23 protein-coding genes are annotated in these 25,983 nt (G+C 39.2%); 1 reads left to right on the top strand and 22 read right to left on the bottom strand.

The genetic code is table 11. The annotated features are described in order from the left end of the window. The first annotated feature begins 58 nt into the window (after positions 1 to 58). Positions 59 to 2,122 carry a hypothetical protein gene (locus ABIL39_03585; protein ID MEO0165202.1) on the top strand — a complete coding sequence of 688 codons (2,064 nt, stop codon included), beginning with the start codon at positions 59 to 61 and terminating at the stop codon, positions 2,120 to 2,122. Positions 2,123 to 2,489: 367 nt separating this feature from the next. Here ABIL39_03585 and ABIL39_03580 read toward each other — a convergent pair whose 3' ends face one another. The 22 genes from ABIL39_03580 to ABIL39_03475 all read right to left on the bottom strand — a co-directional run bounded on the left by ABIL39_03580 (position 2,490) and on the right by ABIL39_03475 (position 25,199). Further along, positions 2,490 to 2,906 carry a hypothetical protein gene (locus ABIL39_03580; GenBank protein MEO0165201.1) on the bottom strand — a complete coding sequence of 139 codons (417 nt, stop codon included), beginning with the start codon at positions 2,904 to 2,906 and terminating at the stop codon, positions 2,490 to 2,492. A gap of 7 nt (positions 2,907 to 2,913) precedes the next feature. Next, entirely contained in the window at positions 2,914 to 3,825 is a 912-nt protein-coding gene (locus ABIL39_03575; GenBank protein MEO0165200.1) for a UbiA family prenyltransferase, read from the bottom strand. Positions 3,826 to 3,834: 9 nt separating this feature from the next. Beyond that, positions 3,835 to 5,235, bottom strand: a complete 1,401-nt coding sequence (locus tag ABIL39_03570) for a capsule assembly Wzi family protein (protein MEO0165199.1) — start codon at positions 5,233 to 5,235, stop codon at positions 3,835 to 3,837. A gap of 55 nt (positions 5,236 to 5,290) precedes the next feature. Beyond that, on the bottom strand, positions 5,291 to 6,616 hold the full coding sequence (locus ABIL39_03565; GenBank protein MEO0165198.1) for an exopolysaccharide biosynthesis polyprenyl glycosylphosphotransferase: 1,326 nt from the start codon (positions 6,614 to 6,616) through the stop codon (positions 5,291 to 5,293). A 13-nt stretch (positions 6,617 to 6,629) separates the two neighbouring features. Next, entirely contained in the window at positions 6,630 to 7,793 is a 1,164-nt protein-coding gene (locus tag ABIL39_03560; GenBank protein MEO0165197.1) for a DegT/DnrJ/EryC1/StrS family aminotransferase, read from the bottom strand. Positions 7,794 to 7,805: 12 nt separating this feature from the next. Beyond that, positions 7,806 to 8,303 carry an acyltransferase gene (locus tag ABIL39_03555; GenBank protein ID MEO0165196.1) on the bottom strand — a complete coding sequence of 166 codons (498 nt, stop codon included), beginning with the start codon at positions 8,301 to 8,303 and terminating at the stop codon, positions 7,806 to 7,808. Then, a complete protein-coding gene (locus tag ABIL39_03550) occupies positions 8,300 to 9,301 on the bottom strand; it encodes a Gfo/Idh/MocA family oxidoreductase (GenBank protein MEO0165195.1) in 1,002 nt (333 codons plus the stop codon). The genes ABIL39_03555 and ABIL39_03550 overlap by 4 nt, the downstream gene beginning before the upstream one ends. Before the next feature lie 146 nt (positions 9,302 to 9,447). Beyond that, on the bottom strand, positions 9,448 to 10,548 hold the full coding sequence (locus tag ABIL39_03545; GenBank protein MEO0165194.1) for a hypothetical protein: 1,101 nt from the start codon (positions 10,546 to 10,548) through the stop codon (positions 9,448 to 9,450). A gap of 2 nt (positions 10,549 to 10,550) precedes the next feature. Continuing rightward, the gene (locus ABIL39_03540; GenBank protein MEO0165193.1) at positions 10,551 to 11,597 is read right to left on the bottom strand and encodes a GNAT family N-acetyltransferase; all 1,047 of its coding nucleotides are present in this window, start codon (positions 11,595 to 11,597) and stop codon (positions 10,551 to 10,553) included. After that, the gene (locus tag ABIL39_03535; GenBank protein ID MEO0165192.1) at positions 11,594 to 12,970 is read right to left on the bottom strand and encodes a hypothetical protein; all 1,377 of its coding nucleotides are present in this window, start codon (positions 12,968 to 12,970) and stop codon (positions 11,594 to 11,596) included. Before ABIL39_03535 ends, ABIL39_03540 begins: the two co-directional genes overlap by 4 nt. A 2-nt stretch (positions 12,971 to 12,972) precedes the next feature. Beyond that, a complete protein-coding gene (locus ABIL39_03530; protein MEO0165191.1) occupies positions 12,973 to 14,151 on the bottom strand; it encodes a glycosyltransferase in 1,179 nt (392 codons plus the stop codon). Next, positions 14,148 to 15,800, bottom strand: a complete 1,653-nt coding sequence (locus ABIL39_03525) for an asparagine synthase-related protein (GenBank protein MEO0165190.1) — start codon at positions 15,798 to 15,800, stop codon at positions 14,148 to 14,150. Before ABIL39_03525 ends, ABIL39_03530 begins: the two co-directional genes overlap by 4 nt. A 58-nt stretch (positions 15,801 to 15,858) precedes the next feature. Next, on the bottom strand, positions 15,859 to 17,019 hold the full coding sequence (locus ABIL39_03520) for a glycosyltransferase family 4 protein (GenBank protein ID MEO0165189.1): 1,161 nt from the start codon (positions 17,017 to 17,019) through the stop codon (positions 15,859 to 15,861). After that, positions 17,016 to 18,182, bottom strand: a complete 1,167-nt coding sequence (locus ABIL39_03515) for a glycosyltransferase family 4 protein (protein ID MEO0165188.1) — start codon at positions 18,180 to 18,182, stop codon at positions 17,016 to 17,018. The genes ABIL39_03520 and ABIL39_03515 overlap by 4 nt, the downstream gene beginning before the upstream one ends. Beyond that, positions 18,179 to 19,081 (bottom strand): glycosyltransferase family 2 protein, encoded by a 903-nt coding sequence (locus ABIL39_03510; protein MEO0165187.1) that lies wholly within the window; start codon positions 19,079 to 19,081, stop codon positions 18,179 to 18,181. The genes ABIL39_03515 and ABIL39_03510 overlap by 4 nt, the downstream gene beginning before the upstream one ends. Before the next feature lie 827 nt (positions 19,082 to 19,908). Next, positions 19,909 to 20,085, bottom strand: coding sequence for a hypothetical protein (locus tag ABIL39_03505; GenBank protein MEO0165186.1), 177 nt, complete (start codon positions 20,083 to 20,085; stop codon positions 19,909 to 19,911). A gap of 31 nt (positions 20,086 to 20,116) precedes the next feature. After that, complete coding sequence (locus ABIL39_03500) at positions 20,117 to 21,427, bottom strand: flippase (GenBank protein MEO0165185.1); 1,311 nt, start codon at positions 21,425 to 21,427, stop codon at positions 20,117 to 20,119. Positions 21,428 to 21,522: 95 nt separating this feature from the next. Further along, entirely contained in the window at positions 21,523 to 21,849 is a 327-nt protein-coding gene (locus ABIL39_03495) for a hypothetical protein (GenBank protein MEO0165184.1), read from the bottom strand. Between the two features lie 127 nt (positions 21,850 to 21,976). Continuing rightward, positions 21,977 to 22,150, bottom strand: a complete 174-nt coding sequence (locus tag ABIL39_03490; protein ID MEO0165183.1) for a hypothetical protein — start codon at positions 22,148 to 22,150, stop codon at positions 21,977 to 21,979. Positions 22,151 to 22,364: 214 nt separating this feature from the next. After that, on the bottom strand, positions 22,365 to 23,111 hold the full coding sequence (locus tag ABIL39_03485) for a methyltransferase domain-containing protein (GenBank protein MEO0165182.1): 747 nt from the start codon (positions 23,109 to 23,111) through the stop codon (positions 22,365 to 22,367). Continuing rightward, the gene (locus ABIL39_03480) at positions 23,108 to 23,989 is read right to left on the bottom strand and encodes a polysaccharide deacetylase family protein (GenBank protein MEO0165181.1); all 882 of its coding nucleotides are present in this window, start codon (positions 23,987 to 23,989) and stop codon (positions 23,108 to 23,110) included. The genes ABIL39_03485 and ABIL39_03480 overlap by 4 nt, the downstream gene beginning before the upstream one ends. Before the next feature lie 100 nt (positions 23,990 to 24,089). Next, positions 24,090 to 25,199 carry a PAS domain-containing protein gene (locus tag ABIL39_03475; protein ID MEO0165180.1) on the bottom strand — a complete coding sequence of 370 codons (1,110 nt, stop codon included), beginning with the start codon at positions 25,197 to 25,199 and terminating at the stop codon, positions 24,090 to 24,092. Between the last annotated feature and the right edge of the window lie 784 nt (positions 25,200 to 25,983).

Raw genomic sequence — 25,983 nt, 5'->3', positions numbered from 1 at the left:
CACCCTCTTGACAATTGGGACAGAGTTTTATATAATGTTTCCAATAGGGAGGTAGATTTTGGCCAAAGTTAGATGCACAGTATCGCCACCCCAAAACTATGAGGATGAAATTGTGGCGATTAAAGAACATAAGCCATGGATTTCAATTAGAACGGCCCGGACTGAATTGCAAAAAAGAGGCATAAATTGTTCGGTGAAAAGTATTTGGAAAGTATGGAAAAAATATGGTATGACAGGATGGGACCGCAGCAAGATTTCACTTACACTAACACAGGGAGTTAAAGAAACGCCGGAATTAAAGTCAAAGTACAAGTTAATTAATACCCTAGTGGCGGAAAATAGATTTGAAGAAGCAGCAAAGATAGTTAACACACTTCCTTCATTTCCTTACCCTGAACTCTTGATAAAAATTCCTCAAGAATATCTTAATATCAATCGTCAACGGGATGCACTGCCAGCTATGATTGCGTTACCAATTATTGAATATTACAACCGCGCTAAGGATTTACGAGAAAAATTTGAAAAACAGCGAAAGTATTATTCAGCATTAATTTGTAGTTTGAACGAATTAACCGCGCTTGTATGGCTGGGCAGACCCCAGGATGGGATACTTCTTTTACAACATCTAAGGAGAAGATTAAATTTTTCAAAACCTAAATACATTGCATTTATTCTCAATATATTTGAGGGTATTTTTTTATCTGCTATAGGGGATATAACTAACGCCTCTAAGATTGCACACAAATGTAAAAATATGAGTTATTATTTATCTTCTCCGTATTTAATAAGCGATCTTGCGAGTCTTTTTATGTTTTTAGGTGAGAATAAAATAGCACAGATTTTGCTTCAAAAATGTATCAAGCGCCAATCTCCTGCGGGAAAAAATTCCCTCGATTTTTTAAATCTTGCAATAAGTTTATGCCATGAAGGCAAATATTCAGTAGCAGAACAAATAATAAAAAATACACCCACCAAATCAGAACCGTTAAATATTATAAAAATGCTTATCATGGTGCATATTAATTTTATAAATGGACAATTTACTGAAGCTTTAAATTTATGTACCAAAACCTTACAAAATGCAGTACACCAATTAATCCCAAACTATGTTCACACTGCCTCGGAATTTGAAGCATTCATTTATGCAGCATTGAATGAACGAAAAAAAGCGGAAGAGATTTTAAAAAAGTATAACCCATACCTACTAAAGCAAAATTTATATAGAGAATATACATTAAGAACATTACTAGCGAACGAGAACTGTCTATTGGAAAAAAAATTTGAAAAACTATCTTTTATCCGTCTTATAAATATTTTAAAAAAATCTCAGGGAAGATACCTTTCCAAATATTACCGGCGTGCAGTTTTATATGCAAAAGCCCATGGGATATCAGGGCTTTTACACCTCTTTGTGCTATTTTATCCTGAAGCAGTGAGAAAATTTCTTGAAAAAGGCAAAAATCCTGGTCTACCACCAACTATGCTTGAATTTCCCATTTTCAAACGAGATACCCCAACCTATCGGATAGAATTTTTAGGCCCTTTGCGTATCTTTAAAAATGGTAAAAAAATTAAAGCAAAAATTCCACCTAAGGCTGCGGCATTATTTATTCACCTTGTCCTTGCGCCATATGGCCGATTATTGACCGATGAGATTTGTCAAAATTTCTGGGGAAAAAGCAGTATAAAACATAGAATGCTTTCTCAAACCCTTACTAAATTAAGAAAATCTATCAAAATATCAAAACACGATTTGAAATTAACTCAACAGAATCTCGTCTTTAAATCTTTCTTAGTAACAGACTACGCTAAGTTTAATCTTTTACTTTCAAAGGCAAAGGCATTGGATCGGGCAGGGGAATGGGGATTTGCAAGAAAAGAATATTTGCAAGCATTTAAATTATTCAGAGGCGAACCATTTAAAAAGAACTTTGACAACTGGTCAGTGGATATGAGATTCAGAATTTTGAGCCAACTTGAGACCGAAGCAATAAGTTTTGCAAAGAGTTGCCTTGAACACGGAAACAAAAATGATGCACGAAAAATACTACAAAAAGTCTTGAAGATAATTCCGGATTCACAAGAAGTAAAGGAATTATTGGATGGCTTGATGGTTGGATAGTTGAGTGGGTAGATGGTTTTATGGTTAATTACATTGTAGGGCAAACCTTTAGGTTTGCATTTTTTATTTCTGCAAGGCTAAAGCCTTGCCCTACATTCAATAAAACCGCTAACCAATCCCAAACCCCACACCATAACGCTCCAAGCAATAGTGAAAATTATGTTCGTGGGTGAATAGTTTTATGATTGGAGTTAAGGCGTCAGCCTATTATCCGCTAAAAAATAGCATGGGATTAAATAAAATTCTTACGCGTTGATTCCGGATAAAGAAGCATGCTCCTACAGTTGCTATCCCGCTGGCATAGAAATTGAACAAAAAAGGCAAGGCTTAAAGCCTTGCCTTTAATTTTTTCAAAATATACGCTTACTCAATATTTATGAACAAAGGCAAAATAACCCACTGTTAATCCTGCTCCATCCCAGCATAGATCTTTCCAGGAAAAGTGCCCTTTTTTCTTTTTATCGTAAAATTCCTTTCCCAACCCGACAAATGCAGTAAGTGATACGGAAAAAATCCTACTCTGATTTTCCTCTTGATGCAAGCGATTGACCAAAGTATAATAGCTGAGCCCAACAATCGAGGCGCAAAAATAAAAATGCAAAAATTTATCCTGCGCAATCCACCTATCCGTCGGAGATTTAACCGCCGGCATGATTTCTGAAGGACTATTCAGTTTTTGTTTCAAGGTATCTGAAAGCGAATCCAATTCTTGAGCCCCCACGGGAGCCACTGCGAAGAAGATAAGCAATGACAGTCGCAAGCCAAAATTTGGAAATTTTTTCATGTTATTGTTATATTGAAGGGTAGATTATACCGAATCTTTTTTGATAATAAATCCGAAGGAATAAAAAGATTAATAGCGTAAGCAAAAGATAATAAGGAAAAACCACTCCCACTATCAAAATGAGCAATGGGCCACCTATTCGGATTGAGAGGGTGACAAATTTTTCATCTCCTTTTATGCCTGCGATTAAAAATAATGGAAATGAGATTACTGCTGGGATGAGACAGATATAGTCCTTTATAATAAAAGCGATGAAAAGACAGATTACAATCAATAGCAATCCCAACCTTGCAGTATTTTTTCTGCCTAATAAGACTCCTGTCGTGAGATATCCACATTTTCTATCACCCTCAATGTCAAGAATAGTGGTATTTACAAAGATCGCGCTAACGGCCAGAACATAGGGGAGCGCTGATACGACTGTTTGATTGGAAAATTTATTACTGGTGACCCAGCCCAAAGAAAAGTTTAGAAATCCATAACCCACACCATTGATGAGAAAGTCAAGAAATGGAACAGCTTTAAGTTTTAAAGGCGGGAAAGAATAAACAATGCCAAAAAGAAAAGAAATAGTCATAAGTAAAATTACATTTAAGGGAAGTTTAATTGAGAATATTATCGTTACCAGTAACAAGAAAAAAATTGTTAAGTACGCAGCACGAAGGGGTATTATCCCTTCTGCAATGAGCAGATGTTTTTTATTTATGGCATCCGTTCGGCGATCCGCAATCTGATTTAGAATATAAAGGCTCGATATCAGGGAGGTATATGCAATCACGGTTGGGAAGAAATTCGGAGTAAAGACGAATCTCGCACCACCGCCTTTCCAATAGCCCAGCAAAAAAAATGCCCAGACCGGAATGAGCAATATCGGTCGGGCAAGAAAGACATAATCCCAAATTGTATTATTTGATGCCATCTACAAGACTCACAGTCGTAGAAAGTCCAATTGCATTCTTACAGGAAATGTTCTTTTAATAACCCCGGACTGATGGTGAAGATTCTGAACCTGCATATAACCTGCGCGCACTTCAAGAAAAAAGCAATTTCTATAGAAAAGCCGCACACCAATGTTAATATTAGCCGTGTGCTCAACAGTACCGGATAAAAAATTATCTTTCGGGAAGAAAGTTCCCGGAACTCGTGGTTTTTCCGGAATAGGCCAGAGCGAACTTACATTATTCTCACCCTTCCTCAAGTAGGAACACTCAAAAAATATATCTAAATTTTTACTTTGATGGTAAGTATATTTGGAATATAATTCATCGCAGTCAGGGCCGTAGGGAAAGCCGATGGGATGACCATAATACATATAGCGCTGGTATGGCGCATATATGCAATAGACCCATCTTGAAAGAAGATGGTATTCAATAATGAAGAAATCTCTTGATAACAATAGATCAGCAAATTCTCCGCCAAAGTTTATCCCAAAGTGATTGGGTTCACCATTGGGGTCGGGTTCAAGTTGATAATCATCAACCAACAGCGCCACATAAAGGGCAGATTTTTTTAAAAAAATCTTAGCATCAAGGTGAAAAAATAAATCCGCATCTTTTTCCCAGTTATGTTGGAGGGTGTGAATGAAAACCAGAGGATTAAAGTGGTAGGGCATAAGTGTATAATTCTCCCCTCCCTGGGTAGCGGCTTCGGAGAAACTACAATTAAACCAATTTATTGGACTAAAATCCAGTCTTTTTATTATTAGATATCTACGGGCGTTAATGAAAGTATTGATGGTGTCATCAATATATTCCAAAGGTTTACAAAACATATCATCAAGTTGGCTCAGATAATAACTCAATTGAATATTTTTTGCTGTCAATCGATAGTGAAACCAGTCAAGGGGCGGACCATAGCCAGAAAGAAGCATGTTGAATCGTGGGGATGGTCCAATGGAAAATCTTTCCCGACCAATGAATACCCCAAAATTTTGATGGTCATATCGGACATATACTCGCTCATAATCCGCCGCGAATAGATTCTCAAATATTTTGCTTGGAGGTAAACTATCCCTTCCGAATTTTACATCCGGCTGCAGGTAAAAGAAAAAATTAGAAAATTGATAATTGACCATCGGTTTAAATCGCGCGACTTTTACTGTGTCAAATTTTGCCTGAAGTGACGAATTGAAAATTTGAAGGCGTTGATAAATGAATTTAGTTTTATTATCATCAAATTTATTCATTACCTCGCCATCAGTCAAAATTAAATAGGGTCTGACCCCCGGAAATTTTGTAAAACGAAGCTCGCGAACAGATAGTTCTTCTAAGATTTCGTTCGGCCAGGAATCGCTGGGATAGTAAATTGACAAGATTAAAAAAACAATCATAGACAACAAATTTTTATTTAAGACGCATTGAAGCTCAGAATTTAACTATTGTTGGTCAGTATGCCCCTTTTCCGAGGATCACCGCTGGAACTGTCTGGACGAGCAATTTTATATCAAGCGTCAGAGAACGGTTTAAGGCATATATCAGATCCAAAAATATAGAGGAATCACAGGGCATGCTACCGCGGCCATAAACTTGCCAGAGACCGCTTACTCCGGGTTTAACTTTTAGCCTCTCTTTATGCCAGTCCTTATAGTATTTCACCTCGTATGATATGGGCGGCCGGGGACCAATAAGAGTCATATCTCCTTTTAGGACATTTAAAAATTGAGGAAACTCGTCAAGGGAAGTGCGACGCAAAATCTTACCCACCCGGGTCACTTCTGAGTAGTTTAAAATTTTGCCCTTAGAAACTTTATTTTCAATATAAGACTTAAATTCTTGCTCCCTTTCTTCTTGAGAATTGTTATTATACATCGAACGAAATTTATAAAGCGTAAACTCTTTGCCATCTTTCCCGCATCTTTTTTGCTTATATATCACCGGACCCCGTGAATCTAATTTAATCGCCACTGCTATAATCAAAAAAATAGGAAAAAGAATGATCAGAAGTATTAGTGAGAAGAACACATCGAAAATTCGTCGCACCACTGCCTGCCATTTCTTTTCCGGGTTAAACTTTAGCGAGAAGATAGGCAAATTATCAATTTTGCACCACTCCCATTTCAGAGGGAGTTCGTTGAGTAAAGTTGCGGCAATGTGCATCTTTGTGCCCGGAGATATATAAGACTGAATTTTCTTATACAAAGCACCAAAATCATTTCCTTCGTGATACAAAAAAATCTCTTTAGAATTTATCTTTTCCTTCGCTTCCTCGGCATTGACCAACTTAAGTCCAACGATGTTATTTTCTTCGAAAAACCGATGAAATTGGATAAATTTCTCTTTGGGTCCAACAAATTTGCAGATTATTTTATTTTCTGGTCGGGCAAAATAGCTTGTTAACAATTTCGGCATTATCCCAAGTCGTAAAAAAGAGGAAATCAATGGATAGGAGATGAAGAAAAAATAGAATATAAAACCCCGGCTATTGATAAGAAAATAAAACTTGGTCAAAAACCCCACGAGGACATAGGTAATGAACGAGATTATCCAGAGATTTACCAGTTTAAAAAATACCCGACCCGACTGGGCATAATAATAATGATTAAATAGGTCAAGGAAGTAAGCAATAAGCAGAATCGTAAGGATTAGAAATATTAAAGTGGTGGGCTGATTGATAATCAAATGGGGTCCACCGTGATACCGTAAAAAACGGGCAAGAAAAAAGGCCGATATTATTGCGGTCGTATCAGTTATCAAAAATATTAAAGAAAGCATGTAATTCTTTTATTTACTCTTGCATCGCCCATGCCTTTATCTTTTCACAGACATATTCAATCTCTTTTTTGGTTAATTCCGGGAACATCGGGAGTGAAACGATTTCGCTGGCGCATCTTTCCGAAATCGGAAAATCACCTTCTTTATAACCTAAATAACTGTATGCCTTCTGCAAATGAAGAGGTTTGGGATAATGGATGCCCGTTCCGATGCCGGCTTCTTTCAAAAACTCTTGAAAATTCGCACGGTCGGGGACGCGCACGGCATAGAGATGGTAGATATGCTTCCCATAATCCATTTCTTTCGGAGTTATAACTTTTTCCACGCCGTTAAGTAGTTCGTTATAATAATAAGCGTTCTGGCGGCGGTCTTCATTCCAATCATCAAGGTAATTCAATTTCACATTTAATATCGCCGCCTGGAATCCATCCATTTTGAAATTCCAGCCTTCAAATTCATGAAAATAACGCTCTTTCTGGCCATGGTCAATCAGCATGCGGACCTTTTCCGCTAGTTCCGGATCATTGGTCAAAACCATTCCACCCTGACCATAGGCTCCTAAGTTTTTGCTGGGATAAAAACTGAAAGCACTCAATTTCCCAAGCGCACCGGCTTTTTTTCCTTTGTATAACGCACCATGGGCCTGAGCTGCATCCTCAATCACCGCCAGATTGTATTGTTGAGCGATCTTCAATATTTCATCCATATCTGCGGTCTGACCGTAAATATGGACCGGGATAATTGCTTTGACATTCAATTTACGTTCCTGGTCTCTCAAAATACCTTTTTTATCATTCCATTCACATTTTGTTTCAATGTATTCTTTGATTTTTTCGGGGTCAATGGTGTAAGAATCTTCTTTGATGTCCACAAAAACTGGTGTAGCACCAGTAAGACTGATGGCTTCCGCCGTGGCAATAAAGGTATAGGGGACAGTAATAACCGCATCATGCCGTCCGATGTCTAATGACCGCAGGGCGACATAAATAGCACTGGTGCCCGAAGATATTGCAACGCCATATTGTGTTCCACAATAGTTGGCAAAATTTTTTTCAAACTCTTTCACCATCTCACCGGCAACAAAGGCACAGGATTCGATCGTCTTCCGGATTGCCTCATCGATTTCATCTTTTATCATCTCATATTGTCGCTTTAAATCCATAAAAGGAACCTGCAATTAATCCTCCTTTCACTTATGATTAATCCTTCTAATTACTTTTGCTGGAACACCAGCCACGATAGTATTATCGGGAACATCTTTAGTAACCACACTCCCCGCACCGACAATGGCATTCTCCCCGATTGTCACACCACAAAGAATCGTAGCACTGGAACCAATCGAAGCACCCTTTTTAACCAAGGTTGGAATAACTTTCCAATCGGCATCGGTTTGCATTGAACCATCCGGATTAGTTGCCCGAGGATATTTATCATTGATGAAAGTAACATTATGGCCTATGAATACATTATCCTCTATCGTCACCCCTTCACAGATAAAGGTATGAGTGGAGATTTTACAATTCTTGCCAACTTTGGCATTTTTCTGAATCTCAACAAATGCGCCAATTTTGGTGTTATCACCAATCTCACAGCCATACAAATTCACAAAGCCAAATATTTTCACATTTTCGCCTAATTTTACATCTTTTATTATCTGATGATTATCAATCTTGGTGATCTTCTTCATTTCAACTCCACGATACAACCATTATTTTTTAAAGATTTCTGGGCGGCATTGAGGATTTTTACAATCTCAAGGCCTACGGCGCCATTAGATAATGGCTCCGTACCATTTTTCATAGTCTCAACAAATTCCTTAATCAAGAGTGCCAATGGTTCGGTCGTATCGAATTTGGGAGCATACATGTCGCCGGTTCGGTACTCAATGAGAGTTTTATAAATCCCTTCTTTGGTCTTAATTTCCACTCCCTTATCATATACTTTTATCTTTTCGATCGTTTCCATGTCATCGTAAACAATCATCTTCTGAGAACCGCCAATTAAAATGCGCCGGACCTTTACCGGTGCAAGCCAGTTGACATGGAAATGGGCAATGCAGTTGTCTTCAAAAAAGATGGTTAAATACGCAATATCTTCTATTGAATTATAATGCCCTACACCGATCGCCGAGATAGCTTTGGGTTTTTTATTAAGGAGATAGAGCATTATTGAGATATCATGAGTGGCAAGGTCATAGATAACATTGACATCGTGCTGGAAAAGTCCCAAATTTACCCGCACAGCATCAAAATAAAGAATATTACCGATTTCGCCAGAGTCAATGATTTCTTTTATTTTCCGGACCGCGCCGTTGTACATGAAGATATGATCAACCAAAAGTTTTACATTGTTCTTTTGAGCCAGTTCCACCAGTGTCTCCGCCTCCGGGATAGTAATGGTAAAGGGCTTTTCGACCAACACATGCTTTTTATGTTGGATTGCCATCTGCGCTAAAGGAAAATGCGTGCTAGCCGGTGTGGCTATACAGACGCCGCTAATTTTGGAATTTCTTAGAATCTCTTCATAACTGTCGACAAGCTTCACCGTAGGGAATTGATGTTTAATATTTTGGAGTCTTTTTACATCAATATCAAAGCAATAGACTTCGCTCACTGCTTTATTATTCAATAAATTTCGCACCAGGTTTGGACCCCAATAGCCAACTCCGATGACCGCTATCTTCATTTTTGCAACTGAATTTATTATATCAAAACTTTTCGTGAAGTCAATAATTCGATTTAATTGAAAACCCCAAAGATAATCCTCCAGTGAATTTTTATCTTAATCTTAATAAATCGAACCTGTGTTTAGTTTATCATGCGGTGTAATGCTTACCCCGTTATTTTTAAGAGCCTATCCAGGTATGAAATACTAACCCCACTCTTGTCTGGCACAACATAGGGCGTCTTATCCAGTATCAAGTTACAGTTACTGCGTTTCCTCCACCAGCGGGCAATTTCTACGGGTGTGGCATACCAGAAATTCTCTTTGCGCAAGACAAACTCCAATAATTCGCAATAGCACTTCTCAAGATGACTATTGAAATAATCAGGATGGACAATAAGTAAAGCGAGCCCATGCATTTTCTCTATCCACTCGAGCTTCCTACGCCATATGCCGATATCCCTCTGTTTGAGAATTTCAAACAGTGTATGATCTTGAGGTAATGTCACCGGTAATTCCACCAGATTACCAATAAAGAAAGGGAAGATGGAAAGGCATCCACCGGCTTGCGGACCAAAAGGATCGGTATCAGGAAAAGACGAATCATATTCAACCGGTAACTCCTGAATCCATTCAACATTTCTCAATAGAGAAGGAGAGCGGAAGCCCTTAGCATTCCATTTTTCAACATAAACTCTTATTCTTTCTTTCCGCTTATCGAACATACTTTTGGAACTGAAGAGCTTGCCATCGTGTTTTAGACCATGGATGCCGACCTCGAATTTTTCTTCTTTTAATTCTTTTATCAAATTATCTGAAACTCGGTATTTTTCGCAGACGAAATACCATGCAGAGCGTAAGCCGAATCGTTTTTCAATATCACAAATTTTGTGGATTTTTTTCAGACCTTCTTTTGTTTCGACATCGTGAGTCAGGCAAAAAGCAAAATTTTTATTATTGGGCCAGAACCAGATAAATGGAATATCACCTGAGAAATTTTGAAGAATTTTTCTTTTAAATTCTTCCAGATAAGTTTCGATTGGCCAAGCAGGAAATGTATTTTTGCTGGCATTTGCCAGCAGCCTTCTTATAAAAATTTGGATAAATCGAGGAATTAGATATTTCATGCTATAAAATAATTTCAGCCGTTTATGATAATATTGCCTTCGGTATCTCTCAAAAATGAATCTCTCAAATTCATTTTCAAATGGTTCAAAAAATTTCTCGTATTGATCGGGAACCTTAAAAAATTTTATCAATTCACCCATTTTTAGCCAAGATATTTGTAGAATATCCTTCCAGAAAATTCCAACACTGGGAGCGGCAGTTTTTTCAAGATTGAACTGGCGATTTGATATTTTTTGCTGCTCTCTTTTATTGCGCTGACTCCTTCGATTTCCGGCCAGTGATAATAAGGTAAATCGGCTTCTTGAGCTCCCCAATGCCGTTTAAAAGCCATCAACCCTTGGTTATCGGGAGCAGTCCGGCCTAAATCGAGTTTTCGATAGCCATTTTCTACTCCCCACTGAATTGCGCTCCATAAGATTAAATGATTGGGCTGATATTCAAGGTAATAGGGATGCGAAGCGTTGAATTTATAATATATCACATCTTTGAATGTAAAGAAAACACTTGCACCAATCGGTTTTTTTCCATATCGGGCAATCAATAAAAAACCCAACCCAGCATTGAAAATTTCGGTAACGATATTTTTAAAAAATTTAAAAGGCTGCGGAATTACACCGTGTTTCCGACGGGTGAGGAGGTTTAGTCGATAAAAAATTTCCATATCATGCAATTCGATCGTTCTTATTATTTCCACTCCATGGCGTTGAGCTTTTTTTATTGGATAGCGGACTGATTTTTGCTTAAAATTCCTCCACAGCATATCTAAGCCTGGAGAAAGGTTTAAAAGAAATTTTTTATAGTAGGAATATTTCTTAAAAGCAAATTGCTTTTCAAAATCAAAATTACCTCCTCTGATTTCGATATATCCAATTGCTCCTTTTTTCATCATTTTTATAATTGATGATACTACATTTTCGAGATCTGCGGCGGTAGTGAATAAAGGCGGACATTCATCAGTAAAGGGCAAACTGACCAGCCTTTTTTTTCTCAATTTTCCTTTCAGTATAAAAAAAGGAATACCCGCGGTTATTTCTCCATCCTCGACATTAGCGATAAAATAGGGTTCGTATCCATAAGTTTGCTGTATCACCCGGGCCCAATTTGCAGTGTGGAAAATTGTCCCGGAAGGTTCTCGTAGGACAAAGTCATCCCAATTCTTATCGGTAGAGGGAGTTATCACCTGAATCATGGTGTAGATTCATTTGCTTGATTGCCCGTAAGGGCATTTGAGGCACGAAATATTTCCGCCGAAATAAAATAGAAAATATAAGAAGCAGCATCAAAACGCCAGACCGGATGATAAAGAGGTCCGATGATCAAATAATAAAAAACGATGCCTGGATAGGCACTCTTTAGAATTTTTAATAATTTACTCTGACAAAGACTGTTGCTTACCCGCATTTTTGACCAGACGGTAAGGACAATACCAATCAGAATAAAGTAATAAAGGATAATCCCAACCAATCCTACATCTAACAGTGTGGATGCAATTTGGTTAGGGGTATCTTTGGTACCAGTAACAACTTGGGTAATTCTTCCCGGTTTGCTAAAAAAATTGCCGACAAGGCTTGAACCCGGTCCCTCACCGAGCAAGAGTGATTTCGTGTCAGTTCTCAACTCGTCCAATACTTGTAGTAAGATGCCCAGACGATATGCTGAGTATTTTGTCTCAGTAGCAACTTCTCCCTCGAGTGTAAGATATGTCGTTTGCAGAATAGTTGCAATGTTCCGCCCATGCAGTTTTTGCCAGTTTTTATAAAATATTTGAAAAAAAATGATTCCGAGAATAAGAGCGCTGAATATTACTGAATATTTTTTCAACCGGGTCTTAAAGGGGTAAAAATAAAATGTTACTAAAATAGTCAGAGGAAGCCAGATGACGATTGATTTTATCTCACCATACAATGCAAACAGAAAAAATATGGCAATGCCAATTATATGCCATACGGTAAAACCGGTGTGTAACCCCTGGGCAATAATGATACATGATGCATAGATACTATAAATTCCAAGATTCGTCGTGCCCCAGGCTCCTAACGACCAGGAGATATCATCTCCGGTTATGCCCAAAACATAATGTCGGTAGAGAACTTCGGGGAATTGCAGGAATATTAAAACCAAAAATAGAATTACAAATTTCTGAGTTGTCTTTTCCTCCCAATCAATGTTGATCAGAAGAATAAAGAAAAGAGGATAGCGTAAGTAAACCGCAAGATAACCAAGAGTCTCAATCCAAGAAATGTTGTTATACATCGCCGAAAAGACCGAGAAAAAGACATAGATTAGGATTACCAGCAAAATTTTTCCTAAGACAATGGTTTTAAAAAGATGCCGGCGTCTCAGTATTTCAATAAGAATGATTACCGGGATTAAGACGATGGTAAACCATCTTATAAACATATAGTCCTCTAATAGTCTACCTTCCGAAGTCTGTTCCGGTAAATACCAGACCAGGGGCAGCAGAATCAAAGGTAATTCATTCCATCTCCGGATGAGGATAACCAATAAATATAGCACGATAATAAAACCTATCCCCCATTGCAAGAAGCCAGTTAGATTCATAATTACCTCCCGAATTTTTGATGGTGGCAATTGATATAGATATCTTTGAGTTTAACCCAGCAATACTCATTGGAATACTTGAGATACGCCTTATTTATCCTCTCCCGGGCAAGATCATAGTGAAACATCACCCATTCAATCTGCCGCGCAAGGTCACGAAAATCATGGGGATTATAAAAACATAATTCATCCTCATCAAAAAAATCTCTAATCGCCTTTACTGCACTACATATCACGGGAATGCCCAGGGCTATGTATTCAAATAATTTGTTGGGCAAAAGATAATCACACAATACCGAGACGACACCAATGTCTGCAGCGCATAAGGCACCCGCAATCTTTTCAAAAGGAATGAAACCTTTAAACTGAACACAATTATCAAGGCATAATGATTGGGCAAGTTCTATTAAATCCCTTTGATACTCACCCGTCCCGATTATCTCACACCTTATTCTGGGATAATTATCCTTTAAGCAAGCGATGGCCCTCAGAAGATTCTGAATCCCATAGATCTCGGTAAGGGTTGAATGGGTGACGATATTTACCACCTCTTTTGCGTTATATAAATCGCTCCGGTGAATCATTTGATCGCTCATTACACTGACTCCCGATAGAAACATTTCTTCATCCGGCACATTTAATATTATGATGCTCTTTTTAAAAATCTTCTCCCTTCTTTTATGTGTGATAATCAACTGGTCGGCAAACTTGACACTCATCAATTCAATCATTTTTAGAAATCGTATCAGCGGGTGCCCGGGTCCAAGTTTGTATTTATCAGCAAAAAGCATCGGCATATTTTCAAAAAGATAAAGGATGATCTTCCGTCTGAATAACTTAGGAACGAAGGCAGCAAATACCAGAAAATCAGGCATCGTATCAACCTCAATGCATTCATATCTTTTGCGAAAGAATAAACGGGTGAGGAGGACGGTTGCGTGGATAAAGAAGTAGAGATATTCATAGATATATCTCAACATTCCCTTCCGGCGATGGCATATCGGTATCCGGTAGATATTTACGCCATTCCAGTTTTCGAATAATTTCTCACCGCTATCACGGGCACATATTACATCAACTTCAAAACCACCTTCCATCAATGCCTTTACATCACGGCGCAGGTGGACCTCTTGAGGAAAATAGTATTGCCGAATTAAACAAACTTTTGGCTTTTTTCTCATCGTGTTCCAATCCGGTCCAAAAAATGGCGGTAGAAGAGTTCAAATCTTGCCACCTTTTCCAATTCATAACTTTCCACCGGTGACCAGCAGGGGAATTTTTTTAAAGACTTTTTGATTTTTTCGCGATTGTAAAAATCCCTCTCCAGTGTCCGGTTTTCTGATAATAGGCTATAAACATATTTCATCCAGGGAGGAGTCTCTTTCCGGTTTCGTCTGGGATTTACAGCAATTTTTAGAATTCCGAGATTACTAAAGATTGAATTCAGGTAGCTACGGTCAAATTTCTGGGGATAACCGCGGTCAAGGGGAATGTCGAGTAGATGCGGCGCCATCTGTTTGACGATATGATAATAAATCTTACGACTTTTTAAGGTAAAGAGGAAATTCCTTTTCCAGGAATTCAGTCGCGCGATTGAAAACGGGCTCTTCAGTAATAATTCAATTATTCGACCATCGAAATATGGCATTGCCACAGGAATTATCTGGCTCTCGCCGTAATTGAGTATGCCATAGTCATCGCGATAGGCATTATACAATAAAAAACAGGTCAACTGCTCAACCGGTTTAAAGTGTTGATAGGGAAAATCATCGAAAATTTTATCCGTAGTATCAATATTAAAAAAGTGCTGGACATGATCATCTCCTTTACCATAGATATGACTCAGGGTCACAGGGGATATGTAATCATTGGGCACCGGGGTAATCCTTATCAATTCACCCTGACCGGAGAAGATTATGTCCACCTCATCCGCAATCTGTTTTATCGCATTATAACGGCCGATGTGGAAAAAGGGGAAAGCAAAATCGGTCAATCTTCCTACTTCAGCGATGAGATCTGCCGTATCCCTTTCTTGAGGATAAAAGGGCAAAAATCTCAATTTGAAACCAGCCGCACGGGCGAGTCTTCGGACAATATCGGTCTCCTCGATTGCTGGATTGTCCCAGGTATAAGCATACCCCTGAACCCCCAGATCATAAAGGCAGGCGAGGATTGCCCTCGAGTCATAGCCCCCGGAAAGGAGTATCCCGACTCTCTTCTTACCTTCAACCCATTCTCCTATCACTTCCCGCATCACCACCGGGAATTTATTAAAGAATTCTTTCTCGGTAAGCATCGTTCCCGAAAAAAACTCCGCGGCATCCCAGTAGTTCTCTTTTCTCAATTCTTTTTCATCCCAGACCATCAGGGTGCCCGGTCGGAAACGGAAGACATTTTTAATAAAAGTCCTCTCCCCCAGCAGATAATTGAAATCCGCAAATTGCCTGAGGGCAGTCTTATCGAGGCTAATGGGGAAATCAGGCAAAGCCAAAAAATTTTCGAGTGCGGTTGAAAATATCAATGCATTATCGGGGGTAACTGTGTAATACAGCGGATTCAACCCCAATTTATCACTGGCAATCATTGCCCGTTTATGGTTTTTATTCCAGATAAAAAGGGAAAAATATCCTGCCAACTCATTCAAAAGATGTTTGATCTCCGAACCGGACAACGATGAAAGCAGGTCTCTCTTGATTTTTACGATATGACCGGTGCTGAGGATGAGCGCAGCGTTTGAATTCTCAAGCACGCGTATATCTTCCCGCCCGGAAACAAAGACAGAAAAGTACCGTTCAAGGTAAGGGGCTTCTTTCTCAACCGAAGGATTCAATTTGCTCCTATCAATCGACTTGCCACAATAAATTAGCATGCCGCGCAACTCCATTGCACTAAATCAAAAGAGAGCGATAAAGGGCGCGTATCTTCTCCGCCCACTGCGATAGCGAAAACCTTGCCTCTGCTACCCTTTGGGCATTCTTCCCCATTCTCTCCCTCAATTCAGAATCCCCTAAGAGGTATATTATTTTCTCCGCAAGCCCCTCATAATCGCGCGGGGCGATTAAAAAGCCAGTAACCCCATCCTCGATTATCTCGGCGATACCTCCGGCGTGGGTTCCGATCACCGGTTTACCCGCCATCATATATTCAACCAGAACATTCCCGAAGCCTTCATAGTGTGAACATAATACTCCGACATCAAAACTGGGGATTACTCTGGTGGCGTAGGGAAGGTTATCCAGAAGGATTACATTTTCCTGGAGATCACAGGATTCGATCATTTTCACTAATCTTTCCTTCATACCAATCCCAAAATATTTCCTTTCCGAACCGATGATGAGAAAGATTGCATTAGGATGCTTTTTTCGCACCGAATCGGCTGCCTTTATAAAGGTCTCGTGATCTTTTTCCACTGAGTAATCAGCGATCATACCCACAACAAATCGGGAAGATAATCTTTTGCCGGTTAATTGTTCAATCAGAACCTGTGCTTTCCCCTCATTGGAATTTGAGAATTCAGCCGGATCGACACCATTGTATATAACCTGAACCTGAGCCGGGGATGCAAAATTCTTCCGGATCAAAATTTCTTTTATTGTTTCGCTGATTGCGATATGGGCATCAATAAAAATGGCGCTGAAAATTTTATACAAAAACGGCGTGAAGTTATGGTAGAGATCATTTCTTATCGCTCCCTCCGGGATACACCGCCAGTGGACTATCAGTCGGTAACGGAAGAAGGGCTTGAGAATTATCGCTGCCAGCAGGTAAGCAAGACCCACAAACTGGATATGGACAATATCTGCCCTGATTTCCATTACTGCCTGCTTCATTTTCATGAGCGCATCCATGCTAAATTTACGATTCGCCGTTTTTTTACACAGATAAACCGGACCATACCTTCTCAGTTGCTTTAAATAACTGCGGGGTTCGCTGAAAAGAAAGGCAACTCGGTTACCTTCGTTGACCAAGTGTTTGCCCAAGTATTTTAAACTCGCGATGAATGCACCCGGGCTCGGAGCTATATAATCAGCAGCAAATACTACATTCACTCAGTGTTTAAAACCCGTGCATAAAGGGAGAGGATATTTTTAACCCAGGTATCGAGAGAGAATCTCTCCAGCGCTATCTTCCGGGCGGTAAGACCCATTTCCTCTTTCAATCGGGCATTGGTTATAAACAGTTCGATCTTCTCGGCAAGTTTCTGATGATCACCGGGCGGAATTAAAAAACCATTCTCACCGTCGATGATGATCTCCTTTATCCCCCCGACGGCGGTACCTATGGCCGGCTTGCCAGCGAGGGCATATTCGATCAGGGCATTACCGAATCCCTCAAAATTTGAAATCAAAAGTCCAATATCAAAGCGCGGGATTATTTCATAAACATTATTCATTTCACCCGCAAAATAAATATAATTCTTTAAATTCTTGTCGGCGACATAAGATTTTGCCTTCTCCATATATCCTTTGCCCTCGACAATCTTTTCCGAACCGACAAAGATGAAAAAAATATCAGGGAACTTCTTAGTGAGGATTGATGCAGCATTGATGACGGTCGCATGGTCTTTCTGGGGTGAAAAATTTGCTATCATACCCACCACAAAGCGACCGGATAGTTCTATCCCTAATTTTTCTTCCAGGATCCTTTCTGCTTTTACGGAGTCATTTTTTATCACCTCCGGATCGATGCCATTATATATCACCGCGATTTTGTGTGGCCGGGCAAAATTTCTTTCCACGAGCATTTTTTTTATGGATTCGCTGATGACCACATTTGCGTCGATAAAGAAAAGATTTAGGAGATGATAAAATAAGGGACTGAACCGATGGCGGAGCTTCGATCCTTTTAATAGACTAACCGGCGGATTACGATAATGGACTATAATTTTATGATGGTAAAAAAATTTAAGTATCACCGCCGATAAAAGATATGCCAGCCCCAAAAACTGAATATGGACCACCTGTCCCCTGATTTCCCTCAGGGCATGTGCCATATTTATAAGCGAGGAGATGCTGAACAACTTATTGGCAGTTTTATCACAGAGATATACATTTCCGTACTTTTTTAGTCGTTTCAGATAATCGCGCTCCACGCTGAATAAATAAGCTACCCTTCCGCCGTTCTTTTTTATGGCATCCGATAGTAATTCAAGGCTCCGGATGAATGCACCCGGACTCGGAGCGATGTAATCCGCCGCAAAGACAATATTCAAATTCTCCATTCCTTTCTATTGAGTTTTCTTCTCAACCAGGCATTCAACTTGCTGGTCAGGCGTTTTTTAAAGAAGTCAACGACCGTTTTGTCTTCAATCCGTTTCTTATATTTTATAAAATCGCTAAAATACCCGAACAAAAATGGGATGGTTCCGATATGGGGATAATCAAATGTATACTTCAATGAGGCAAAAAGAATAAAGATCGGATCGTATCCTAAGTAATACCGGCTTTTACCGATATCGATAAATCCATACCAGAAACCGCTTCCGCTCCAGGTAGGACGAAGGTGGGTGATTATTAAATCCGGAAAGTTACGGGTTTTATAACCCAGGCTCATTGCCCGGGCGGTCGAAACACTATCCGGTGCCCGCGTCAATTTCCAGCCGGTCTTTTCAAAACACTCTTTCGTCCAGAGCCGTGCAGCACCACAGGGCCATTCCGGGGGCTCCTTCTCCCAGATCCTTTTATCACCTACTTGACACACCACGATCCCGCTGGCAATACCTAATGTTTTATCAATTTCAAATTTCTCAATTAGTCTTTCAAAGTAATCATGAGGAAGAACGATATCCGCATCAAGGATGCCAATGTACTCGAATGACTCATTCCATATTTTTTTAAAATATTCGAATCCTTTAGCCACCACTTCTGAATAATGGAAGCCGATCTCCCGTTTTTTCTTTCCTTCAAGCCTTATCACCCTGAGCCAGGGAACTTTTTTTGTCCATTCTTCAAGGAACTCGTATGAACCATCGGTGCTGCCATCATCAACGAATATCCAAAGCGCCGGGGGAATCGTCTGGTTTATCACACAATTAAGAACCTCTGGCAGAAACTTTATTTCATTTTTCAACGGCGTAATGAGGATATACTTCCGGTGGACAAATGAATTCATGGAAGAAGAAATAATTCATTATACCCAAGTTTTCCTGACTCTCCATCTTTAATTGCTCTGATGATTAATTTGAAGCGCTCATATCTTTTCATAAAGGCATTCAGGAAAAAAGGAGTGTCAGATAGATGGTTCGATTGATAAGTCGATATCCTTTTCTGATTATAATAACTTTTTTCGAAGTAGGAAGTGTTGCACGCTCCGTAATATCCCCTGAATTCCTCCTTTGAGTCTAGCCAGGGAAGAATCCCGAAGGAAAAGTGCCTCAATTTATCCCACGCGATCTCCCGAGAATTGATTCGGGCTGATGGACACAAAAAATATGACCCCCCAAGCGGATGAGACGGAGGGTATGTTCGAGGTCATCCTGATAAGGAACAAAATCTGAATTGGGTAAGCAGATCTTTTCATAAACCGACCGGTGGGCGAAGAATCCACTACTGTAGGGCGCATAGGTGGCGCTGATAAATTCGGGCTATTCTGCAGCTTTAAAACTTAAGGGTAAAATCGATCTTATTAACCTTGAAGGCATATTAAGGATATGGAAACTAAAAAAAACAAGCGTGCCTTGAATAGTAGTCATAGGAGAATAGACCGCGTGCTATCTCAGGTTGCTGGTCAGGAAGAAAACAGACCAGGGCAAAATTGTCTCTCCGGTAATCAGTGCTGAGTTTTTGCTATTTTTCCAGCAAGTTAGAGAGCGTATCATCCTCAGGCAGAGTATCATCATCCATTAACCAGATAAAATCGCAATCCGGATCCGGGAGTGCTTCTTTTATGCCAATACCAAACCCGATCGTTGAACCAGGGTTTTGGGAATTGATAATTATTCACACTCTCTCTTTTTCTGCAGTTATCTGTTCAATATCTTCTTTATAACCAAACGGACTTCTTTTGACGACCATGATAATCTTCTTCACTGACATTTGAAATAATGATTTAACTAAACGTTTTACATAAAGCGAGCGTGGATCATATGTAACGATAACTATTAAAACTCTGTACATCACCTTCAATTTGTGAATAAATGCATCATTTTTATTTCTCTGGACACAGAAGATTTACATTTGCTCTTTTTAATATTAAAAACAGAATTAAGCAGGCAGAACACATTGTACACAAAAATGCAATAGCGGCCCCGAGATGAGCAAAAAATGGTATCAGGATAAATGCTAACATCACGTTAATTAGAGCCACAATTATTAAAGCTTTAGCAAGTTCGCTGTCCATTTTTAAAGGTAGCATAGTTTGAAATCCCAACACATTAGTGACCGCTCCAGCCAGTGGTAAAAATGCGAATATTTGCATAACATAAACTGATTCTTGATACATTGGACCAAGAATAATTTTTATTATTACCCTCGCACCCAAAAGGATAATAATAGCGAGAAATATGCCTATTGCAATATTAATGTAAAGGATGCGACTTATAAACGATAGTGCTTTCTCTTTTTTTTCGTGGGCCGCTTTGCTGACATATGGATATACCGCTTGGGATAACGGCACGAGTAATCTCTGTATAGCATATATCAATTTTTCAGCTGCCGCGTAATATCCCACGACAACATTATTCCAAAACAGCCCGAGAATAAACATGTTGGTTGTAGAATACAGACTTACATTGGTAGCAGAAATAAAGCTGTGCCAACCGTGTTTAATTTGCGAAAATATCTCCTGGAGTTTAGGTGTTCTGAAGGTAACACCAAATTTAAAAAGTGCAAGAAGCAGGCCCAAAATACCTGAGGTCAGATAACCCATTGTGTTAAACAATGGGACATAGATATAATCGTTTGTATTTCTAATAAAAATAAATATACAGATAGTAAATACAGCTCTTTCCAAAATTGTAAGAATTGTGATATATCCCATTTTTTCTAAACCTAAAAATAACCACAATGGAAAAAGGGTTTGCCCCACAATAATTCCGAAGGTTAAAACATATACTAAAGAATCCTTTTTAAATTTATCTACCTGTAAAAAAAAGAAAAAAATAAAAAAACAAAGTGACAACAATAGTACTTTTGCATACATAACTGAACTAAAAATTTCAGATAATTTTTCTTTCTGTCCGCGATAAATTGAAATTTCTCTTGTCGCCGAGAGATCGAAACCATAATTGGTAATTAAAATGAAATATCCAATGAATGATTGTGCAAAGGCAACAAGGCCATATTTTTCAGGACCGAGGATACGTACCAAATAAGGAAGTGTAATCAATGGAAAAATATAGTTAGCAATTTGGACTAACATAAGAAATATGAGATTTTTTATTATAGTTTTAACTGCTGCTGAAGATATCGCCACATTCAGATAATTAATTCCTTTGTTTAATGTTGTAAATGTAGCCATATTTACTTAAATAACATTGGTTTGCTTTTTACTCTTTTATGCCCTGCTTTTTATAGGAATTACAGAAAAAACTATTAAAATGCGCTATAGATAAATTATTCCAATTCCGCACAAGTATTTACCTCATCAATAATTTCTTTGAAAGTATATTGTTTTTTAATTTCGTTCCAAAATTTCTTAACTTCGCAGCCCATTTGGGAATCATAAACTTTTATATCATGGAATCCTATAATACCGCCTTTTGAGAATATTGGTCTTATTAATCCATTGTAACATGAGAAAGCAAAATTGATATAGTTTTCTATAGGCATATTTCTTCCAAGATTTTTTATCTTATGTGTGCAAAAAGGTAAAAGCAGATATCTCACAATAGTATGGTATAAGATGTCTTTTATTATCCCAGCCCACTCCCATATTGTCATCTTTTCTGCGAAATATGTTGCCCATATTTGTCAATAAAGAGAATATCAATTTTTGGTTCAATATTCCGGTTTTTGCAAAAAGACTTAAATTCCTTTGCAAATTCAATATCATCCCTTGAACAAAAATTTAATCAGCCCAGTTGCAGGGATTAGCGCAGTCGTTGATATCGAGGCTGATCAATTTTGCATTGCACAACTGGGCAAGCCGCTCAAAGACAAATGTCGACTGTCCGATTTCAACACCGAGTTCAACCATTAATTTGGGGTTCAGAGCAATTGCTTCAATAAAGATGGTTTCCAATATGGTCTTTAATGGAAGTCCTGATTTTTGCCTTCATTTTTATTTCATTCAACTCTTTTAGATCACTGATGACATTAATCCCATTTTTTCAGGGTCAGCAGGGGATTGAGGATATTATCTATTATCCGTGATAACAGATACCGCGGATGAATAAATGATACTTATTTTTCTTTGTAATCGGGCGCCCCAGCTCATGGGTCACAAAGTTATAAAATCATACTTTAAGTTTAACACCGCATATTATCCGAACATTCCTCCGGTGGAGTCGGACGAGAAAGGAAGTCAGCCGAGTGATGAATTTGCTAATCGCATACCTACCCAACACTGGAAATAACTGTTTGTTTGTGGTATAGACTTCACCCACAATAGTGCCACATTTTGAGAAGAGTTCTTTAACCTGGGCAGAGGTATACTCAATTATCACACTTTCACCCACCCTCTTTCCGGTAAGCCTGCTACTCCATACGAAAATGAAAGTCCCCTCCGGATCCAGGTAGTCAAAGATTTTCTTTGTAATTTCTATTGCCTCGGGAATGGTATCAATCAAATTATAGGGCGGGAAATCACAGCAAAATATGACATCGAATTTCTTTTCGGGACGGAAAGGCATATTGAATGCATCACCGACGATCCAGGAAACGCTACAACCGTAAAGTTTTTGCGCCTTCATAACGCCGGTTTTGCTGTAATCGAGCCCCACCACATTGAAGCCCATTTCAGCAAATATATTACTATACGAGCCTGTGCCACACCCCAGATCTAAAAGTAATTTTCCTTTCGGTATTTTATACCTTTCTATTATCCCTTTTATAAATGCTCGATCAACATGCCGGAACCGCTGATAATCGGTGGTTGAATATTTTTTATCATAAAAATCACGATCGAGCGCCTGGCGCTCTTCAAAAGATGCCCTTCTGAAATCGTTATCAAACTTTATCTCTTCCGTTGTTTCTGGTTTCATATCGTGGCGTGTGCCCTCCACCATTCTACAATCTGGTTAAGTGATGTCACCCAACCCCCCTGATCTAAACCAATTTTTATGATCTCCTCGTAAATATTCTTTGCCCCGGGAAACTCATCTTCATTAAAGACCCGAAGGTGCCACAGGATCACCATCACCCCTCCTTTTTCGCGGATAAATTCGATCAATTCGCGACAGTGCTTGAGTCTTTCCTTAAAAAAACGAAATTTGCTGAATAGACAATAATCCATCAAAACCAAGGGGATTACCACAAAATCATCCTGAAAAGGCCGAAAGGGGAAATATTTATTATCCAGAAACCCAATATCACGATTTGAACCGTAACTGGCATCGTAATGGAATCCCAATTCCCTCTGAATCTGCCAGGTCTGGGGTATTTGGAGATTGAGATAGTGCTGACGGACTCCAAGCACCGGGTGGCCCACGATTTCTTCAAGGAGTCTCTTTTCTTCTCTCATAAGTTCCTTATCCTTGTAGGAATTATAAGAACCGTGCAGACCGATCTCCCAGTTTTTTTTATCAAGAACTTGAATCATCTCCGCCACTTTTTCTTCCCGAAAACTTGCCTTGTTGAGCGTGGCTAAGATCTCCCGGGCGTGTCTAAAGGTGAATCTTTTTGTCTCATGCAAGAAAAAAAATGTCGAGCGGACTTTATATTTTTCTTCCAGTTCCATGATCTTCTCGAAATTCCAGTAGGGTTCCTGCACCTGGAAGAGCGAAAGGAGATGATAGGTTCTTAAGGTTTTTAGAAAATGAGTTAAGTATTGATATGTTTTCTTTGTTTCGTCCACATCGTGGCTTAAGCCCAAGGCAAATTTGTAATTTTCCGGCCAGATTCCCTCTCGGAACTCGTTCATCTCACCTTCGATTACCTCTTACTTCCGGGATTCAGTTGGGGCAAAATCATATTAGTTGCCCATTGTATCGGGACAACTCTTCCGGTCGCTGGAAAGTCATTTACAAATTATCACCGGTAACAAAAAACAACTCTAAAAACCGGAAATTCCCCACTTCAACCTGATTGGCATATATCGTAACTTCGATCTCCTTGTAATTCATGTCCAGAAGTTTCGATCTAACCGATGTCCTGCCTCCGGAAATCTTACTCAGAATCTCTTTGATCGTGTTCTCCCTCACATCCTGGGCAAAGATGTTCTCCCAGTCCATATCCACAAGGTTCTCCGGATCATACTTAAGAAGACGCAGGGCAGCTTGATTAGCATCGGTGATTTTGTAATCCTCGGTACTGACTACGATTATTGGGATTATCCCATCGTCAAATAACCGCTCATACTTTGCCATAGCCTGAGCCTCTTGTTCAGTGGTGGTAATCGGTTCATGGAGATAATGGACCAAACCTCCGCCATCCGCAAAGACCTGAGGATAAACACTACAAGTCATCCGTTTCTTGATCCCCTTAAACGAAAGGGTATCAGTCACCGGTTCTCCGCTGTCCCGCGCCCGCTTACCCGGACAATCCGGAACCGGTTCATTGGAACAGTGGAGAAGTTCGTAGCATTTCTTTCCAATCACCTCATAGACACCTTTTCCTAACATCTGGAAGGTCGCAAGGTTTGCCCGGAGAATCTTGTAATCAAAATCGGTAACGAAAATCGGTTCTTCAATCGCATCTACAGTTGCCTCCCATTCCTTCTTGGCTGCAGTAACAGTTAGAAGGAGTCGGCGGTTTTCCTTCAATAATTCCAGCTGTCTTAAAGCACGATTTAATGTCAACTTCAGCCTTTCCGCATTCAAAGGTAAAATAAGGAAATTATTTAATTGATAGGCTTCTAACTTTACCAGGGCTTCGGGCACGGTGTGCCCGGAAATGAGAATTATCTCGCTTTCCGGACAGATTTTCTTAAGGTCCGGTATTAAAAGATGAAAAGGAAGCGTGGGGATATGGGTGTCTACAAATATAACATCAAAATGTTCGGATTTACATAAACTCAGACACCCATCCGCTGTATTGGCGGATTTTATTGTATGCCCTATCCCTTCAAGAATATTTTTTATCTCCTTAACGATCTCGTTATCCTGACTGAGAACCAAAATCTTTGCTTTCATTTTTCACCACCTTTTTGATGCCCCTCAACGAGCTATTTTAAAAGCGAATAGGCTACCGCCCTTGTCAGTTACATCACACTGACGAAAAAACCATAAGTTTGATATTTAAATTTTATTCAATTTGGCGTTATTGTCAAGGACCATAAAATGCTGAGTCCTCTCCATATTTCTATATCTTTATGAAGGAACGATAAAAATCATGGGCAAGATTTGTAAGGGTAACCAATAATTAGCGTTGGGTACTTTTGTAGGGGAAGGCTTTAGCCTGCGGATAAATGTTTTTAAATCCCTGGGTATCTCGCACCCTGAAGGGTGCGGCTACCTCTAATAATCCAGTGGCATAAAAATAATTTGAAAAAAATTGGAGAAGGCTCGCCATAAATGCTGAGTTTTATTGCAGTTTATAAAATTTTCCATTTAGCTTTAATAAGATTCCATTAACTTGTGAGGAAAACCGGTAACCTTAATACCGGGCAAGGTCTTTGCCTAAAACCGGAAATGAGATAAAAAAGCAAATTTGGAGCGGTATTTTAATTATTTTATCAGGTCTCGCGCCCCCTATGTTAATGCTTAAAAAATTTGGGGTTTCTGATAGTTCTATGCCCCTTACAATTAATATCCCCAATTAAGAGTTTAAAAATAATTTGAACAAAAAAGGCGAGGACTTAGGTGCATTTTTCCTGAGTACTCCTCACTTTTTCCTCCCCCTTTGATGGGGGAGGATTAAGGTGGGGGTGATAAAAATGGATTTGTCTCTTGATTCTTTTTCAATTTGTTTTAAAAT

The organism is candidate division WOR-3 bacterium (genome assembly GCA_039802205.1).
Classification (GTDB): domain Bacteria; phylum Hydrothermota; class Tepidihabitantia; order SM23-42; family JAOAFX01; genus JAOAFX01.
This window is presented reverse-complemented; position numbering and strand designations above follow the sequence as displayed.

What these genes read in the sequence shown, in the direction of transcription:
- ABIL39_03580 (MEO0165201.1), bottom strand. Translation starts at nt 2,906, where the DNA reads ATGAAAAAATTTCCAAATTTTGGCTTGCGACTGTCATTGCTTATCTTC.
- ABIL39_03575 (MEO0165200.1), bottom strand. Translation starts at nt 3,825, where the DNA reads ATGGCATCAAATAATACAATTTGGGATTATGTCTTTCTTGCCCGACCG.
- ABIL39_03480 (MEO0165181.1), bottom strand. Translation starts at nt 23,989, where the DNA reads ATGAACGAGTTCCGAGAGGGAATCTGGCCGGAAAATTACAAATTTGCC.
- ABIL39_03530 (MEO0165191.1), bottom strand. Translation starts at nt 14,151, where the DNA reads ATGAGAAAAAAGCCAAAAGTTTGTTTAATTCGGCAATACTATTTTCCT.
- ABIL39_03550 (MEO0165195.1), bottom strand. Translation starts at nt 9,301, where the DNA reads ATGAAGATAGCGGTCATCGGAGTTGGCTATTGGGGTCCAAACCTGGTG.
- ABIL39_03570 (MEO0165199.1), bottom strand. Translation starts at nt 5,235, where the DNA reads ATGATTGTTTTTTTAATCTTGTCAATTTACTATCCCAGCGATTCCTGG.
- ABIL39_03555 (MEO0165196.1), bottom strand. Translation starts at nt 8,303, where the DNA reads ATGAAGAAGATCACCAAGATTGATAATCATCAGATAATAAAAGATGTA.
- ABIL39_03510 (MEO0165187.1), bottom strand. Translation starts at nt 19,081, where the DNA reads ATGAATTCATTTGTCCACCGGAAGTATATCCTCATTACGCCGTTGAAA.
- ABIL39_03495 (MEO0165184.1), bottom strand. Translation starts at nt 21,849, where the DNA reads ATGACAATATGGGAGTGGGCTGGGATAATAAAAGACATCTTATACCAT.
- ABIL39_03545 (MEO0165194.1), bottom strand. Translation starts at nt 10,548, where the DNA reads ATGGGTGAATTGATAAAATTTTTTAAGGTTCCCGATCAATACGAGAAA.
- ABIL39_03500 (MEO0165185.1), bottom strand. Translation starts at nt 21,427, where the DNA reads ATGGCTACATTTACAACATTAAACAAAGGAATTAATTATCTGAATGTG.
- ABIL39_03485 (MEO0165182.1), bottom strand. Translation starts at nt 23,111, where the DNA reads ATGAAACCAGAAACAACGGAAGAGATAAAGTTTGATAACGATTTCAGA.
- ABIL39_03565 (MEO0165198.1), bottom strand. Translation starts at nt 6,616, where the DNA reads ATGCTTTCTTTAATATTTTTGATAACTGATACGACCGCAATAATATCG.
- ABIL39_03535 (MEO0165192.1), bottom strand. Translation starts at nt 12,970, where the DNA reads ATGAATCTAACTGGCTTCTTGCAATGGGGGATAGGTTTTATTATCGTG.
- ABIL39_03475 (MEO0165180.1), bottom strand. Translation starts at nt 25,199, where the DNA reads ATGAAAGCAAAGATTTTGGTTCTCAGTCAGGATAACGAGATCGTTAAG.
- ABIL39_03540 (MEO0165193.1), bottom strand. Translation starts at nt 11,597, where the DNA reads ATGATTCAGGTGATAACTCCCTCTACCGATAAGAATTGGGATGACTTT.
- ABIL39_03505 (MEO0165186.1), bottom strand. Translation starts at nt 20,085, where the DNA reads ATGTACAGAGTTTTAATAGTTATCGTTACATATGATCCACGCTCGCTT.